Annotated in this window: 16 protein-coding genes; all 16 read left to right on the top strand. The window is 43.9% G+C overall.

Going from position 1 to position 17,437, the window contains the following annotated elements:
* Positions 1-48: 48 nt before the first annotated feature.
* The 16 genes from CP943_RS21715 (at position 49) to CP943_RS21640 (ending at position 17,342) form a co-directional block, all read left to right on the top strand.
* Positions 49-1,230, top strand: a complete 1,182-nt coding sequence (locus tag CP943_RS21715) for a NupC/NupG family nucleoside CNT transporter (RefSeq protein WP_105981323.1) — start codon at positions 49-51, stop codon at positions 1,228-1,230.
* A 30-nt stretch (positions 1,231-1,260) separates the two neighbouring features.
* On the top strand, positions 1,261-2,562 hold the full coding sequence (locus CP943_RS21710) for a pyrimidine-nucleoside phosphorylase (protein WP_026580365.1): 1,302 nt from the start codon (positions 1,261-1,263) through the stop codon (positions 2,560-2,562).
* 161 nt (positions 2,563-2,723) lie between these two features.
* The gene (locus CP943_RS21705; protein WP_026580364.1) at positions 2,724-2,990 is read left to right on the top strand and encodes a hypothetical protein; all 267 of its coding nucleotides are present in this window, start codon (positions 2,724-2,726) and stop codon (positions 2,988-2,990) included.
* Positions 2,991-3,344: 354 nt separating this feature from the next.
* Positions 3,345-3,737, top strand: coding sequence for a DUF5082 domain-containing protein (locus CP943_RS21700; RefSeq protein WP_023856887.1), 393 nt, complete (start codon positions 3,345-3,347; stop codon positions 3,735-3,737).
* Positions 3,738-3,746: 9 nt separating this feature from the next.
* On the top strand, positions 3,747-4,016 hold the full coding sequence (locus CP943_RS21695) for a YwqI/YxiC family protein (protein ID WP_020453522.1): 270 nt from the start codon (positions 3,747-3,749) through the stop codon (positions 4,014-4,016).
* A 17-nt stretch (positions 4,017-4,033) separates the two neighbouring features.
* Positions 4,034-5,626 carry a ribonuclease YeeF family protein gene (locus tag CP943_RS21690; protein WP_105981322.1) on the top strand — a complete coding sequence of 531 codons (1,593 nt, stop codon included), beginning with the start codon at positions 4,034-4,036 and terminating at the stop codon, positions 5,624-5,626.
* Between the two features lie 12 nt (positions 5,627-5,638).
* Positions 5,639-6,412 carry a phosphate signaling complex PhoU family protein gene (locus CP943_RS21685; protein ID WP_105981321.1) on the top strand — a complete coding sequence of 258 codons (774 nt, stop codon included), beginning with the start codon at positions 5,639-5,641 and terminating at the stop codon, positions 6,410-6,412.
* A gap of 23 nt (positions 6,413-6,435) precedes the next feature.
* Entirely contained in the window at positions 6,436-7,032 is a 597-nt protein-coding gene (locus CP943_RS21680; protein WP_105981320.1) for a hypothetical protein, read from the top strand.
* 230 nt (positions 7,033-7,262) lie between these two features.
* Complete coding sequence (locus tag CP943_RS21675; RefSeq protein WP_105981319.1) at positions 7,263-8,708, top strand: DEAD/DEAH box helicase; 1,446 nt, start codon at positions 7,263-7,265, stop codon at positions 8,706-8,708.
* A gap of 110 nt (positions 8,709-8,818) precedes the next feature.
* Positions 8,819-10,228, top strand: a complete 1,410-nt coding sequence (locus CP943_RS21670; RefSeq protein WP_026580360.1) for an arabinan endo-1,5-alpha-L-arabinosidase AbnB — start codon at positions 8,819-8,821, stop codon at positions 10,226-10,228.
* Between the two features lie 136 nt (positions 10,229-10,364).
* Positions 10,365-11,354 (top strand): choloylglycine hydrolase family protein, encoded by a 990-nt coding sequence (locus CP943_RS21665; protein WP_105981318.1) that lies wholly within the window; start codon positions 10,365-10,367, stop codon positions 11,352-11,354.
* 183 nt (positions 11,355-11,537) lie between these two features.
* Entirely contained in the window at positions 11,538-11,915 is a 378-nt protein-coding gene (locus CP943_RS21660; protein WP_234026551.1) for a hypothetical protein, read from the top strand.
* A 328-nt stretch (positions 11,916-12,243) separates the two neighbouring features.
* On the top strand, positions 12,244-14,088 hold the full coding sequence (locus CP943_RS21655; RefSeq protein WP_023856894.1) for a beta-glucoside-specific PTS transporter subunit IIABC: 1,845 nt from the start codon (positions 12,244-12,246) through the stop codon (positions 14,086-14,088).
* Between the two features lie 40 nt (positions 14,089-14,128).
* Positions 14,129-15,538, top strand: a complete 1,410-nt coding sequence (locus CP943_RS21650) for an aryl-phospho-beta-d-glucosidase (protein WP_023856895.1) — start codon at positions 14,129-14,131, stop codon at positions 15,536-15,538.
* Positions 15,539-15,645: 107 nt separating this feature from the next.
* Complete coding sequence (locus tag CP943_RS21645; RefSeq protein ID WP_020453510.1) at positions 15,646-16,332, top strand: response regulator transcription factor; 687 nt, start codon at positions 15,646-15,648, stop codon at positions 16,330-16,332.
* A 5-nt stretch (positions 16,333-16,337) separates the two neighbouring features.
* Positions 16,338-17,342: a sensor histidine kinase gene (locus CP943_RS21640; RefSeq protein ID WP_105981381.1), complete on the top strand. Its 1,005-nt coding sequence runs from the start codon at positions 16,338-16,340 to the stop codon at positions 17,340-17,342.
* Positions 17,343-17,437 lie beyond the last annotated feature (95 nt).

The raw sequence follows: 17,437 nt of genomic DNA, 5'->3' as shown, positions 1-17,437 counted from the left end.
GCACAGATACAAAAATGTAAGCGAATACATCCCCAGGAGGATCAAAACATGAAATATCTTATCGGGCTCATCGGTTTATTTGTCGTCTTAGGGCTTGCATGGCTGGTCAGCAGCGGAAAAAAAAGAGTGAAGTACCGTCCGGTTATCGTCATGATCGTGCTGCAATTTGCATTGGGATATGTTTTGCTGAACACGGGCGTCGGAAACTATCTCGTCGGCGGGTTTGCCAAAGGCTTCGGGTATTTGCTTGAATATGCCGCAGAAGGTGTAAATTTTGTCTTTGGCGGGCTGGTGAATGTGAATGAATCCACATTCTTCATCAGCGTGCTGCTCCCGATTGTTTTTATCTCTGCTTTAATCGGTATTTTGCAATATTGGAGAATCCTTCCGTTTATTATAAAATATATTGGTCTTGCGCTTAGCAAAATCAACGGGATGGGCAAACTTGAGTCATACAATGCCGTGGCCTCGGCGATACTGGGGCAATCTGAAGTATTCATTTCGTTAAAAAAGCAGCTGGGGCTGCTGCCTAAGCACAGACTTTACACGCTGTGCGCTTCAGCGATGTCAACTGTCTCGATGTCTATCGTCGGCGCCTATATGACGATGCTGAAGCCAGAATACGTTGTCACCGCGCTCGTATTGAACTTATTCGGCGGATTTATTATCGCTTCGATTATCAATCCTTATGAAGTCGATCGAGAACTTGATATGGTAGAGGTACAGGAAGAGGAAAAACAATCCTTCTTTGAAATGCTGGGCGAATATATTATGGACGGCTTTAAAGTCGCCGTCGTCGTGGCCGCCATGTTGATCGGATTTGTCGCGATCATCGCAATGATTAACGGCATTTTCAGCGCCGCACTAGGCATATCATTCCAGGAACTGCTCGGGTTTATTTTTGCGCCGTTTGCCTTCCTGATGGGTATTCCATGGCATGAAGCGGTGAATGCTGGAAGTATCATGGCAACCAAGATGGTCTCAAATGAATTTGTCGCGATGCAGTCTCTCGCACAAGGCAGCTTCCATTTCAGCGGCCGCACCGAAGCGATTGTTTCTGTCTTCCTCGTCTCATTTGCCAATTTCTCATCGATCGGAATTATCGCCGGCGCTGTTAAAGGACTGAATGAGAAACAAGGAAACGTCGTCGCACGTTTTGGATTGAAATTGCTATACGGCGCAACGCTCGTCAGTTTCTTGACAGCGACCGTTGTAGGATTGATCTATTGATAAACATTGAAAAAAGGACTGGTGATCACAATGAGAATGGTTGATATCATCACTAAAAAACAAAATGGAGAAGAATTGACAACAGAAGAAATTCAATTTTTCATTAAAGGCTACACAGACGGCAGCATTCCTGACTATCAGGCGAGCGCTCTGGCGATGGCCATCTATTTTCAGGACATGACGGACAGAGAACGGGCCGATCTTACGATGGCGATGGTCAACTCAGGCGAAACGATCGATCTTTCCGCGATTGAAGGCATCAAAGTCGACAAACACTCAACAGGAGGCGTCGGCGACACGACGACGCTCGTACTTGCGCCGCTTGTTGCGGCTCTCGACGTCCCGGTCGCCAAAATGTCGGGCCGCGGCCTTGGACACACAGGGGGAACAATTGACAAGCTCGAAGCGATCAAAGGGTTTCACGTGGAACTTTCTAAAGACGAATTCATCAAACTTGTCAACCGCGACAAGGTTGCCGTCATCGGCCAAAGCGGAAACTTGACGCCTGCTGACAAAAAACTGTACGCCCTTCGCGATGTGACAGGCACGGTCAATTCGATCCCGCTGATTGCCAGCTCGATTATGAGCAAGAAAATCGCCGCAGGGGCGGACGCGATTGTCCTTGACGTCAAAACAGGCGCCGGCGCCTTTATGAAAACCGATGAAGACGCCGTCAACCTTGCGAAAGCGATGGTCCGCATCGGAAACAATGTCGGCCGCCAAACGATGGCTGTCATCTCCGACATGTCCCAGCCGCTGGGGTTTGCCATCGGAAATGCCCTTGAGGTGAAAGAGGCGATCGATACATTAAAAGGGGAAGGTCCGGAAGACTTGACTGAGCTTGTCTTAACATTGGGCAGCCAAATGGTCGTTCTCGCCAAAAAGGCAGAGACCCTTGACGAAGCAAGAGAGAAACTGATCGATGTAATGAAAAACGGAAAAGCGCTGCAAAAATTCAAGGGTTTCCTTCAGAACCAAGGCGGCGACAGTTCTGTCGCGGATAACCCTGAAAAGCTGCCTCAGGCTGCCTACAAAATCGACATTCCTGCCAAAGAAGCGGGCGTCGTGTCTGAAATCGTCGCCGATCAAATCGGCGTCGCGGCCATGCTGCTGGGCGCCGGCCGCGCAACAAAAGAGGATAAAATCGACCTCGCCGTCGGCATCATGCTTCGCAAAAAAGTCGGCGACGCAGTCGAAAAAGGCGAACCATTGGTTACCCTATACGCAAACCGCGAAAATGTCGATGACGTCATCGAAAAAGTCTACGATAACATTCAAATCGCTGAGAAAGCCGAAGCGCCGAAGCTCGTGCATACGGTGATTACGGAATAGAAGAACATGCAGAAACAGCACATACCCTTGGGTGTGTGCTGTTTTTATGGGCTTTTTTTCTCATTTACCTATTTTAATCTTTCTTGTAGCATGAATACGTCTTAGGTGTCATCTTTTTACATGGACGGAAAGGTATAGATAAATAGGAGGTTTTTTTAAACGTGGCCAAACGTATTCTAGTATCTTCTGGTATTAGTGTTTTAATCTTTATCCTTATAGGTATATGCTCATTTATCCTATATGCCATACTGTCGCATTTTTACATGCAATCTTTTGTGACGGGCGAACCTTCCCAGGATGAAGCGCTGGGATGGGGGTATTTGGGTTTGTTGTTTATTTCATTCATATTGGCAATTTTGACAGGTATAATTGGCGGAATCATTTCCTTTTGTATATATTTTAAAAAATTCAAGAAATGGAGCAGTTAAAAGGGAACCGCCGGAAAATCCGGCGGTTTTTAAAAACGGATATTTTGAGAAAACCTTGGGTGTGTGCTGTTTGTTTAATGGCAAGATTTGAAGAAGGTCATTTGAACTAAGCACCTGATGCTATTTCAAAGAACATTGTGAGAAGCTTGAATGGATCAATTCAAGAAAATCCAAGAAAACCAAGTCCATTATCCTATTTACCTATTTTGGATGATATTGTAATATGAAAAAGGTCTGATTTATAAGAACGTTGGATTCAATCGGAGAGCAACAATATACCTAACCGAAATACTGCGGAATAAGCGAATAGTAACGTGCAGACGTTTATTTTCTGAAAAACGAGGTGAACCCGATATGTCAAACCATGCTGCTAAAATCGCTTCTTTGGAAAAAGATATTTCTTCTTTATCTCACAATATAAAGGATACACAAAGCAAAATCGCTGAACTGAAAAAAGCAAAAACAGCTATTACCGGTGAACTTCACACCCTTTCAAACAATGCCAATCTCATCAATCAGCCAGATATTACTTCGCATATATGGAACGGTAGACATACAAATCAATTTATCAATATAAGATCAAATATTGCACACAGCTATCAAAATATACAGAGAGAAACAGATGGTCTGATTTCACATATTGAGCAAGAGATTGAAAATCTTGAAATGCAAATCTCTAATATGGAGATGTTTCTAAGTATACAAAAACAACAGCTTACAGATATAAAAAAACAAGTCAATCATTGAGGTGAAAGAATGGCAGAAATAAAGGTAAAAGCAGAAGAAGTCAAAACGGCGTTTTCAAGCCTTCAGACAAAAATCAGCGCACTTTCGATAGCAGGTTCAAAAGCCGATATCACTAATTCTTCAATGGATGTAGTGAACAAAATAAAAAAAATCGAAAAGGAATACGAGCAGCTATTAAAAAAATACAAGGAGGCGCTATCTTCAGTTGAAAAGGACGCATGGTCAAACATTAAAGTCCTGATTGATACTGATAAAAACATCTCTCAAAAAATGAAATAAGGAGGGCTGGTTTTCTCTTGAAAGTTTTAGATGTCTCTGAAGTCATTGACGCGATAGACCAATTGATTAAGGAAAAAAAGCAAGAGGAAAAAGAAATCAATGCCATAAGGGAAAGTGTACAAAAAATTGCAGAGCTTGATGATGCATTAAAAGGAGAAGGCGGAAATGCGATCAAAGAACACTTTTCGGTTCTTCATCTTCCCGTGCTGCTTTATTTTCAGCACTTTATTGATCAATACATACAGAATTTAAAAGATATTAAAGCAAAAATCAGAACCTATGAATCAACAGAGGGTTTTGTAAAAGAAGAGTTTCTGACGCATGACGTCAAAAAGGGCTTAACAGAACTGAAACGTCAAACGAATGATACGGTTGATTCGATTAATGACGAATTTGATAAAATCAGCCAGTTGATTGGGGGCGGATCTATCTCTTTGGCATCATTTAATGAGCATATTTCCGAAGCAAAAAAACATGTGAACAACACAGTGTCTGATTTAAAAGAGCTTGATCGTGATACTAATTCTATATTAAAACAATCGTCAAATTCGATCGCTCAGCTTTCCAAGCTCACTGAAAAAGTGAACACTTGGTCAAAGGGAGGCGCGATCCTATCTAAAAAAACGATTAAAGAGGTTGAAAACTACTTTTCTGAAACAGATGTCGTTAAACAAATGATTGACGAAGCCGTTGATTTAGCAGAAAAACAAGACGATCCGACAATGATGGGCAGAATCGCTGAATGGCTCGATTTAATCGGTACAGGAAACGGCGCTTTGGCTGTAACAAAAGGCGTCATAGCCGTGAATGTACTGGCGACGAAAATGCTTGAGCTTGAAAAAGACGGAAAAGGAAACTTCCGTGTGAAAGCCTCTCCGAAATGGACGCAGGGAGCTAACGGAAAATACGATTCCAAGGTGGCTCAGTTTGTTTACAATATCCTGAAAAAAGGCGATCCAAACTCAAGCAAACCAATCAAAAAATGGCTCGGCAAATTTCAAAATAAACCAAGCGGCCTTTTGAGAAAGATTGTTGGGTTGGGGCCTAACACAACAAGAATATCATATGAAAAGATTTTAGAAAGCCAAAGTTTCCTAAAGCATAAGCCAGAGGAACTGAAGAGTTATAAGACTAAGCTTGATGTGAAAGGGACTCTTGGGAAGTTTAAGGATGAAGTAGCTCCCGGAAAACTATTTAAAAAAGTCCCTGGAGTAGGTACCGTATTTTCCTTTGTGACTAATTTTTCTGAATTCATTAATGATGATAACAAGGGGAAGTCTACCCTTGAAATATCAGGACGAGTGGCAGCTGGCTTTGGAATGGATGCGGGAGTAGCAGGTGTGACTGTTGGAGGTGCTGCATTAGGGTCACTTATATGCCCAGGCCCCGGAACTCTTATTGGGGGAGCTATTGGAGCTGGTATTGGAATAACCGGATCTATATTTGTTGGCGACACAGTAAAAGAGTGGGGAGAAGATGCTGGTGAATGGGTAGAAGACAGATGGGATGATATGAAAGACTGGACCGACAAACAATTATCGAATATCTCTGATTCAGTTTCAGAGGGTTTATCAAAAGCAGAGGACTTTGTGACTAGTTGGTTTCGATAGGGGGAATTTAAAGTGTCTAAAATTATATTAACTACTAATGAACTTGTTGCCGCATTGTTATTATGCAGATATGAAAAAGCTGCTGAGGATATTATTAATGAACAGAAGATAATTCAAGATGAAAAAGACATTGAACCATTTTCAATTCAAGCCGAAAATCTTTTAAAACAAAGAGGATATTGGGATGATGGCACAGAATCTAATTTACAAAAAGGGTTAGAAAACCTGATTCACTTACTCATTCAATCAAAGCGAAAAGTTCGCTGTATCCATCGGAAAAGAGTGTTGATTGTACATCATGTTCAAAAAGATGAACTCATTGTGCAGGAGATAGAAAATCAAAATCATAGTTTTTCGATTTTAAGAAGCAGAGAGTCGTTTTTAGAAATGTTGAAAACATTTTATCATTCATATACGGATAAAAACCCAGAACATGAAATTTTTGAAATGGATGATGATTCATTTGATGAATTTCACGAAGTAGAAGCTGAGGTTATTAAAAGAATGGCGGAGGATCCAAAAACTCACCCATCTATTAGTCAGTTCTCTTTTGATTTTCTAAAAAACAATCAAGAGCTTGATAATATTTCATTTTTTGAAAGCGACTATATTACAAGCCAATCAAGATTAGATCAAGCTGTATTCTTATTAAGAAGTGATGATTTTATTTGGCATTTAGATTATGAGAATATAAAAAAAACCGGTTCACTTTTTCTTCAGCCTGTGGCAGTAAATGAATATTTCGAGAAAATAGTAAATACAATGAATGAGTTTTTTGATTTGTAGAAAAAGAAAGGACAAGTGGATTTATGTTTTCTATAAAAAAAAGCGGTATTTTTTGGATGCGAAGTAATGCAGTATTCATGTTATTAGTGGTACTTTTGTTGATAAACATCCCATATTGGAATCGAGATGACAGCAGTATCTCATTATTTTTATTTATATTTTTCGCGGAATGTTTCTTGGTTTTACTTTCTTTGGTGTACGGTTTTAATACAAAAAAAATATATGTTAGTCCGAGGAAAAAAATATTCAAGAAATCAAACCTAATAGTAGGTACTATTACCGTCATTGCTATAAGTTTATTTTTAAGTTTTGTTTTAAGGGAACACATTCCATACCCAAGCGCCTTATTGTATATGTCTCTTACTATAAATTTCATTATGGCAATTATTTCATTGCTATTTCCTAACTGGGTGATAAAACAGTATGAATTTAATATATATGAAGAGTCAAGTGGATGGATAAACGATTTTTTACGCTATTTCTTATTTATTGCTTGGGCAATTAATTATGAAGTCCAGGTTGTTTTAGCCCGTCTGCCTTTTCTATTGCAGCGTTTAATGGGAATTGTTTTTATCATAGTGTTAGTCTTTTCTATAGCTTCAATATCCTCTATGTATTAAATATTAGAGGGGAATTAAATAGTTATAGGTAAAAAAACCGATTCTTTTCTCTGAGCAGCAATTCATTCTTTTGTGTTAACAGCTTTATAAGTTAATTAGGGTGTTTCTTAGGGCTGCGTTTATTACAGCCCAGTTTTTCATGTCCTTTTGAAATCAGTTATGATTCGCGTATAATCACATTCATAACACCATCATTCATTGGAAATCATATGACCAAAAGGAGTTCATGCATGAACAAAGCCAGTTTTAAAGACTATGCATTAAGCGGCGATATTACGAAAGCGCTCGATCATTTAGGGTATAAGCAGCCGACTGCGGTGCAAAGCGAAGTGATTCCCGCGGCGCTTAAAAAGCGGGATGTTGTGGTGAAATCGCGAACGGGGAGCGGGAAGACGGCCGCGTTCGGAATTCCGCTTTGCGAGCTGACAGAATGGGAAGAGAACAAACCACAAGCTTTGGTTTTGACACCGACGCGCGAGCTTGCCGCTCAGGTTAAGGAGGATTTGACGAACATCGGCCGCTATAAAAGAATAAAAGCAGCGGCTGTTTACGGGAAATCGTCCTTTGAACGGCAAAAAACAGAGCTCAAGCAAAAATGCCATATCGTTGTCGGGACACCTGGACGCGTATTGGATCACATTGAAAAAGGGACCTTTCCATTAGAAAAACTGAAATACCTTGTCATCGATGAGGCCGATGAAATGCTGAATATGGGATTTATCGATCAAGTAGGAGCGATCATCCGCCATTTGCCTGAAGAACGGCTGACGATGCTGTTTTCAGCAACTTTTCCGGAGGATGTGGAGCATCTATCCCTTCAATATATGAAAGATCCTTTGAAAATCAAGATTCAAGCAGGCGGTACGACAACTGCAGATATCGAGCATCAACTGATCTTTGTAAATGAAAATGATTCATTTCCGCTTTTAGTGGATCTGTTCATTGTTGAGAATCCGGACAGCTGCATCGTCTTTTGCCGCACACAGGAGCAAGTGAATGAGTTGCAGCGGCGCTTAGCCGGTTTGGGTTATCCGTGCGCGAAAATTCACGGCGGCATGCCTCAGGAGGAACGTTTTGCCGTGATGAACCGCTTTAGACGGGGAGCGTTCCGCTATTTAATCGCGACAGATGTGGCGGCAAGGGGCATCGATATTGAGAACATCACACATGTTATCAACTATGAGCTGCCATTAGATCAAGAAAGCTATGTGCATCGTACCGGCAGAACAGGCCGAGCCGGCAGCCGGGGAAAAGCGATTACGCTTGCCAGCCCGCGTGAAAAAAGGATGATCGCTGACATTGAAGACTATATCGGTTTTTCCATTCCTATTATTGAGGCGCCGTCAAAAGGAGAAATTGCACGGGCAAAAGCGGCGTTTCAAAAGAAAATCAATAGGAAGCCTGAGCTTAAACAGGACAAGAGCGAATCGTTAAATAAAGAAATTATGAGGCTCTACTTTAACGGGGGAAAAAAGAAGAAGCTGAGAGCTGTTGATTTCGTTGGGACGATTGCTAAAATTGACGGCGTCTCCGCTGAGGATATTGGGATTATCACGATACAAGAGCAAGGTTCATTCGTTGAAATTTTAAACGGCAAAGGACCGCTCGTCTTAGAAGCGATGAAAAACACAACCGTGAAAGGGAAATTGCTGAAAGTGCATAAAGCGAGGAAATAAACTTAGGCTGCCGACTTTGTCGGGAGCTTTTTTGTTCGTAATAAACCTTGGATAAGCAGCATATGATGAATTGTCAAAAAATGAAAGCGCTTCAAAAGAAAGGAGAACAAATGAATATGAGAAAGTGTTTCATCCAAGTCCTTGCATTGCTTTTCATCATGGCTGCATGTTTCGCGCCAAACCAAGCTTCTGCACAAACTCAAAAACCTGTATTTTCAGAAGTGGCGGTTCACGATCCATCCATTATTAAAGCGAATGGCACGTACTATGTCTTCGGCTCCCATTTAGCTTCGGCCAAATCGACGGACCTCATGAAATGGACGCAAATTTCCTCGAGTGTCCACGACGGCAATCCTCTGATTCCGAACGTATATGAAGAATTAAAAGAGGCCTTTGAATGGGCTGAATCTGATACGTTGTGGGCGCCTGATGTCACCCAGCTTGAGGACGGCAAGTTTTATATGTATTACAACGCCTGCCGCGGGGATTCTCCGAGATCTGCGCTCGGACTTGCTGTCGCGGACGACATTGAAGGCCCATACAAAAATAAAGGCATTTTCCTGAAGTCGGGAATGGACGGGATCAGCAATGACGGCACGCCTTATGACGCGACAAAGCACCCAAATGTCGTCGATCCGCATACATTCTTTGATCAAAAAGGAAAGCTGTGGATGGTGTACGGCTCCTATTCCGGGGGAATTTTTATTTTAGAAATGGATAAGAAAACCGGACTTCCGCTTCCGGGACAGGGGTACGGCAAAAAGCTGATCGGCGGCAATCACAGCCGGATTGAAGGCGCATACATTCTCTATAATCCTGAAACACAGTATTACTACCTGTACATGTCCTTCGGAGGGCTTGCCGCTGACGGCGGGTACAACATTCGCGTCGCCCGCTCAAAAAACCCTGACGGCCCTTATTATGACGCAGAAGGCCATGCGATGATTGACGTCCGCGGCAAAGAAGGAACGTTTTTTGACGATCGCTCAATCGAACCGTACGGTGTCAAACTGATGGGAAATTTCTCATTTAGCAATCAAAACGGCTATGTATCGCCGGGCCATAACTCTGCCTTTTACGATGAAAAAAGCGGCAAATCGTATTTATTCTTCCACACCCGCTTCCCGGGACGGGGCGAGGAGCACGAAGTCCGCGTCCACCAACTGTTGATGAACAAACAAGGCTGGCCGGTTGCCGCCCCTCACCGCTATGCCGGAGAGAAGCTCGACAAGGTGAAAAAGTCAGATGTGATTGGCGCCTACGAATTGGTGCGTCATGGAAAAGACATATCTGCAGATATTAAAGAATCGAAAGAAATCCGCTTAAATCAAAACGGCAAAATAACCGGCGCAGCGGCCGGGACGTGGAAGAACACGGGAGACAACAAAATCGAACTCAAGCTCGACGGAAAAACATATGATGGCGTATTTTTGCGCCAGTGGGATGCAGCTTCTGAGCGGAAGGTGATGACGTTTAGTGCGTTGTCTCGTGAGGGAGATGCGGTTTGGGGGAGTAAATGATGTGATTAAAAGTGACCTCTGTTCTGGAGGTCATTTTTATCTTAATCCCTTTCATTTTGACGAATCATTTCCAATTCGATAACATGGAAATAAATTGTTCACGAAGTGTAATATCAAACGAAAAGGATGAGACGCAATGTGTACAAGTATCACGTTGACGACTGCGGGTCGGGAGCATTTATTGGCGAGGACGATGGATTTTGATTTTGAGCTTAACGGGGAAGTGCTGTTGCATCCGCGTCGCTACAAATGGAAAAGTGAAGCAGTCGGCAGCGAGCATGCCGGCCGGTATGCGTTTATCGGGATGGGCAGAAGGCTCAATAATGCGCTGTTTGCCGATGGTGTGAATGAAAAAGGATTGTCTTGCGCGGCGCTTTATTTCCCGGATTATGCTGTGTATGAAAGCGAGACGAAAGAGCAATGCCGCAATCTTGCGCCGCACGAATTTGTGACATGGGTGCTGTCGGAATGCGGCGATTTGGAGGAAGTGAAAAAAGCGGCTGTTTCCGTAAACATTGTTGAGAGAGAGGTCAGCTTGCTCAGTACGGTGACGCCGCTTCATTGGCTATTAACGGACCGCTCCGGTGCGAGCATCGTTGTTGAACCGGCGGCCGGAGGGATTCAAATTCATGATAATCCGGTCGGCGTGCTGACGAACAGTCCGGATTTTCCTTGGCATTTGACCAATTTGCGCAATTATATCGGTCTTCAGCCGGGACAGTTTGCCGCGAAAAAGATGGGAGACCTGACGCTGTCGGCTTTTGGCCAAGGTTCCGGGCTGTCCGGATTGCCGGGAGACTTTACACCGCCATCCCGTTTTGTCAGGGCAGCAGTTTTGAAAGAGCACATGAAGCCCGTGTCCGACGAAACAGAAGGCGTTTCTGCCGCGTTTCATATTCTCTCCCATATGAATATTCCCAAAGGGATTGTCATAACTGACAATGGCGAAGACGATTACACCCAATATACGTCGGTGATGTGCAGCGAGACGTGCAGCTACTATTTTCACCATTATCAAAACAGGCAGATTCAAAAGGTTTGCATATTACAGGAAGACCTGGACAGCAACGAAATAAAGGCGTTTCCGCCAAAGCAGGAAGAGACGTTTCATTCTCTTCAATCATAAACGAAAGAAGGAACAATATTGCAAAACAAAGCAGCAAACAGACTCATTTTATTAGGCATTAGCTTACATAGCATATATTGGTTGTTTATATTATTTTTGTTTTTTCATTTCAAACATCAATTTGACGTTTATGCCGTTTGGAATCCAAATGTCACGGACGGATATATGGAGGCTGGGACTTTCGTGGCCGCGCTGAAGTTGATGATCTACTCAGGCACGTTGTTTAATTTGGCTCTCTTGTTCATTTTGAGCTTGTTGATTGTAATTTTAGTACAGTCGGTCATTTTTATTGCCCTGGAAATCACCGCTTACGTGAAAATCAAAAAAGATCCGTTTTCTCCATGGGGCTCTTTTATTTTAGCGATGGGCATTAAAAACATTTTCACAAACTTATCAGGGATTCCGTTCATGGCCGCCGGATTCATTCTTCATAAGCAGCAGGAACCGAAAGACGCAGTTGCACAGCCGCCAGCGCGAAGGAAAGCAAGGCGAAACCCTGCATTGCTTATGAAAAAGGCGGCGAAAGCTAGAAAACATAGAAATAAAGGTATAAAGTCTTAGTTTCTAGTTTACGTGTATTCTATTTTTTATGAGACATTTGTAATGAAAGCGTTGACATGAACAAAAACAGGTGTTACAGTATAGTTACAAACTAATATCAGCAAGTTTCTTAAGGATTGTTACTGCTTTTGCAGGCAAAACCTAAGTTGCGTACAGCTTTCTGGGACATCGTCCCGTTCAAGCCGGCGTAATTTAGGTTTTTTTTATACCCAAAATGAGGAGGTGATGTGAGATTCTGAGGATTCATTGCGGTTCCAGCCAATAAAAAAGCCGGGTGAAGGCGGCCACCTTCAGTCCGGCAGATTCCCCCAAAAGAGGAGGTACTCATATGGATTATAATAAAGTATCGAAGGACATTTTACAACTCGTGGGCGGTGAAGAGAACGTACAGAGCGTGATTCACTGCATGACAAGACTGCGTTTCAACCTTTATGACAATGCGAAGACAGACCGCGCGAAACTGGAAAGTCTTCCGGCTGTAATGGGCACCAACATCAGCGGCCAGCAGTTTCAAATCATCATTGGAAATGATGTCCCTAAGGTGTACAAAGCGATCATTGCCAACAGCGGGCTCAGCGATGAAAAAGCGGGCGAGCAGCAAGCCGGCAAAAAGAAAAACGTGCTGTCCGCCATTTTTGATGTGATATCAGGCGTATTTACGCCGATTCTCCCGGCCATCGCCGGAGCGGGTATGATCAAGGGGATCATTGCTATCGCCGTCACGTTCGGCTGGATGAGTGAAAATAGCCAGGTCCACACCATTTTATCGGCCATCGGCGACGGAGCATTTTACTTCCTGCCGATTTTGCTGGCGGTCAGCGCCGCGAGAAAATTCGGCAGCAATCCTTATGTTGCGGCGGCGATCGGAGCGGCGATTCTGCATCCCGATCTGACAGCGCTCCTCGGTTCAGGGAAAAGCATTTCTTTTGTCGGATTGCCTGTAACCGCTGCCACTTATTCGTCGACAGTCATTCCGATCCTGCTCGCGATTTGGATTGCATCTTACGTTGAGAAATGGATTGACAGAGTCACCCCGACTTCGTTGAAGATGATTTTTGTACCGACACTGACGCTGCTGATTGTGGTGCCTGTCACATTAATTACAGTCGGTCCGCTCGGTGCGATTGCAGGGAACTATCTGTCAATCGGTGTGAACGGTTTATTTGAAAACGCCGGTTTAATCACGATGATCCTTTTAGCCGGAACGTTTTCTTTGATCGTCATGACAGGAATGCACTATGCTTTCATTCCGGTTATGTTCAACAACATTACGCAAAACGGCTACGATTATTTGATACCTGCGATGTTCTTGGCGAATATGGGGCAGGCTGGCGCGTCATTTGCCGTCTTCCTGCGATCAAGAAATAAGAAATTCAAATCATTGTCGCTGACGACAAGCATCACGGCTTTGATGGGGATTACAGAGCCAGCGATGTACGGTGTCAACATGAGGCTGAAAAAGCCGTTTGTTTCTGCGCTTCTCGGTGCCGCTGTCGGAGGTGCATTTTACGGCATCACCGGCGTAGCAGCATATATTATTGGCGGAAACGTCGGTTTGCCGGGAATTACAACGTTTATCGGTCCGACTTTTATACAGGCCACGATCGGGATCGTCATCGCGTTCTTTGCCGCTACAGCGTTTGCTTTTGTATTGGGATTTGAAGACATTCCGTCAGATGAAGCCGATGAACCGGCGGCTGCTTCTTCTACGACTGGCGGTAGTGAAATTATTCAAAGCCCGCTGAAAGGCGAAGTCAAAGCATTGAGTGAAGTGGATGATGCGACATTTTCAGGAGAAGTCATGGGAAAAGGTGTTGCCATTGAGCCAGAAGAAGGCAAAGTGGTGTCGCCTGTATCAGGCACGATCACGACCGTTTTTCAAACGAAGCACGCCCTCGGCATCACTAGCGACAATGGGGCAGAAATTATTATTCATATCGGAATCGATACGGTGAAATTGAACGGTGAGCACTTTACCGTGCATGTCAATAAAGGAGACGCTGTAAAGCCGGGAGACCAGCTTGTCTCATTTGATATGGATGCGATTAAGGATGCGGGCTATCAGTTAATCACGCCGGTTATCATCACAAATACGGACCGGTACCAGTCGATCAAGCCTTTGAAAACAGATGAAAGCGTTGACATTGAGGAAGCGCTGATCGCGCTGGCGTAGAGAGAGGAAAGCTCGACAAATTTGGATGAGGTGAAAGGATATGACTGAACAAACGAAAAAATTCCCTGATGGTTTTTTATGGGGCGGAGCGGTTGCCGCAAACCAAGTAGAAGGCGCCTATAATGTCGGCGGAAAGGGGCTCTCGACAGCTGATGTGTCGCCGAACGGGGTCATGTATCCATTCGATGAGTCGATGGAGTCATTGAACCTGTATCACGAAGGCATCGATTTTTACCACCGCTACAAAGAAGACATCGCTCTTTTCGCCGAAATGGGATTTAAAGCGTTTCGAACATCGATTGCCTGGACGCGGATTTTTCCTAACGGTGATGAAAGTGAACCGAATGAAGAGGGACTCGAATTTTACGATCGCCTCTTTGATGAGCTATTAAAATACAATATTGAGCCAGTCGTGACGATATCCCACTACGAAATGCCGCTCGGTTTAATTAAAAAATACGGAGGCTGGAAAAACCGGAAAGTGATCGAGTGCTATGAACATTATGCGAAAACGGTTTTCACCCGCTATAAAGACAAAGTGAAATATTGGATGACGTTCAACGAAATCAACATGGTCCTGCATGCGCCGTTTACAGGCGGTGGCCTTGTATTTGAAGAAGGCGAAAACCAGTTAAATGCGATGTACCAAGCGGCGCATCATCTATTTGTCGCAAGCGCCCTTGCGGTAAAAGCAGGCAAGGATATTATTCCGGACGCTAAAATCGGCTGTATGATTGCCGCAACGACGACATACCCGATGACGCCAAAACCGGAAGACGTGCTCGCCGCGATGGAAAATGAGAGAAGAACGCTGTTTTTCTCGGACGTACAGGCACGCGGAGCTTATCCGGGCTATATGAAGCGCTTCTTTAAGGAAAATGGAATTGCGATTGAGATGGCTGAAGGTGATGAAGACATTCTGAAGGAAAACACAGTCGACTATATCGGTTTCAGCTACTACATGTCAATGGTTGCGAGCACGAATCCGGAAGATTTGGCAAAAACGGGAGGCAACTTGCTCGGAGGGGTTAAAAACCCGTACCTTGAATCGTCCGAATGGGGCTGGCAGATCGACCCTAAAGGAATCCGCATTACGCTGAATACATTGTACGACCGCTATCAAAAGCCGCTTTTCATTGTTGAAAACGGGCTCGGCGCCGTCGATGTCGTCGAAGAAGACGGTTCGATACAAGATGACTACAGAATCAACTATTTGCGCGATCACCTAAAAGAAGTAAGAGAAGCGATCGCAGACGGCGTCGACTTAATCGGCTACACATCATGGGGCCCGATCGACTTGGTCAGCGCATCCACCGCCGAAATGAAAAAACGCTACGGCTATATTTATGTCGACCGTGACAATGAAGGAAACGGCACGTTTGCAAGAACGAGAAAGAAAAGCTTTTACTGGTATAAAAAAGTGATCGAAACGAATGGCGAGAGTTTGTGATATTTAAAATGGCTGTCCTTTACAGGACAGCTTTTTTCTCTGTAGCGCATGAAAACGATTTGCTATACACTTGACTTAGAAAAAAGACAAAAAGTGCGGTGAGGCAAATGTTTAAACTGCTGTTGATCGAAGACGATGAATCGCTGTTTCAGGAAATAAAAGAACGGTTAACCGGGTGGTCATACGAGGTGTACGGCATCGACGATTTCAGCGAAGTGATGCAGGAGTTTGCGGCGATTAAGCCCGATTGCGTCATTATCGATATTCAGCTGCCGAAATATGACGGGTTTCATTGGTGCCGGCAGATCCGTTCCCGTTCCAACGTTCCGATTCTCTTTTTATCTTCGCGCGACCATCCGGCTGATATGGTCATGTCCATGCAGTTTGGAGCAGATGATTATATTCAGAAACCGTTTCATTTTGACGTGCTGATTGCCAAAATCCAGGCGATTTTCCGCCGTGTTTACGACTATAATACAGAGCCTGAGATTCTGAAGAAAGCGTGGTGCGGTGCAACCGTTGATCCCGAGCAAAACCGCGTCAGCAATAAGGCGGGGTCGATCGAGTTGACGAGGAATGAAATGTTCATTTTAAAACAATTGATCGACCAAAAAAACAAAATTGTCAGCAGGGAAGAATTGATGAGAAGCTTATGGAACGATGAGCGTTTTGTCAGCGATAACACGCTGACGGTCAACGTAAACCGTTTGAGAAAAAAACTGGATACCTTGAACTTGGGGCAATATATTGAGACAAAGGTCGGCCAGGGCTATATGGCGAAAGAAGAAGGATGATGAGAATGCTGAAAGCGTTTTTGACCGAGAGGCGAAGCTGGATCGCCATATTTGTCTTGCAGCAGATCGTCTTTCTGTTTATCGCTTATGTCGATTCATCCATTCCTTTTGCATCGATTTTATATATGACCTATTTGTCTTCATTTATTTTTATCGTTTTTGTACTTGTCCGCTTTCGGAGGGAAACGAAGTTTTATAAAAGCCTGGAAGAATGGGATCACAATCTCGATGTGACAAACATTCGAGAGGCGGAAACGCCTTTCGAAACGATGATTGAAAAAAGCATAGCCGAACAAACGAAACAGTTAAAGCAAGAGGCGGCGCAGCATCGCCTGGCATTGGAGAATGAAAAAGATGAGCTCATGGCCTGGATACACGAAGTCAAAACGCCGCTTACCGCCATGCATTTGATCATGGAGACGATTGACGATCAATCATTAAAATCGAGACTCGACTATGAATGGCTGCGCGTTCACCTGCTGCTCGATCGCCAGCTTCATCAAAAGCGGATGTCATTTATCGAAAATGACTTGTCTCTTGAAGCTCTAGAGCTCAAACCTTTAATCTTTAAAGAACTAAAAGATTTGCAATCATGGTGCATTCCAAAAGGGATCGGGTTTGATATACAGCTTGAGGCCGGGGAAGTGCTCAGCGATGCGAAATGGCTGTCTTTTATCATGAGGCAGCTGCTGACAAACGCAGTGAAATACAGCGAAGCATCCGATATTTTGATTAAAAGCTATGAACAAGATGGCCAGGTGCATCTCGCAGTTCAAGATTTTGGACGGGGCATCGATCCAAAAGATATACCGCGTGTGTTTGACAAAGGTTTCACATCAACAACGGAGCATCATGATCAGGCCGCCACGGGAATGGGGCTGTATTTGGCGAAAAAAGCGGCAAAGCCGCTCCTGATTCATATCGAGGTTGATTCTAAATCAGGAACGGGGACAACCTTTACGCTGATTTTTCCGAAGCGGAACGAATTTTCCCGTGTGCTTGGCGTGTGACAAAAGTGTCACACGCTTTTCTTTTTTGTTCGCTGAATCGAAGGAAAACGGCTGTCCTCCTTTCTATAATAAAAATATCCAGTCAAAAGGAGATT

Source organism: Bacillus paralicheniformis (genome assembly GCF_002993925.1).
GTDB lineage: Bacteria > Bacillota > Bacilli > Bacillales > Bacillaceae > Bacillus > Bacillus paralicheniformis.
The sequence above is the reverse complement of the archived record's forward strand: the minus strand, read 5'-3'. Positions and strand labels throughout refer to the sequence as shown.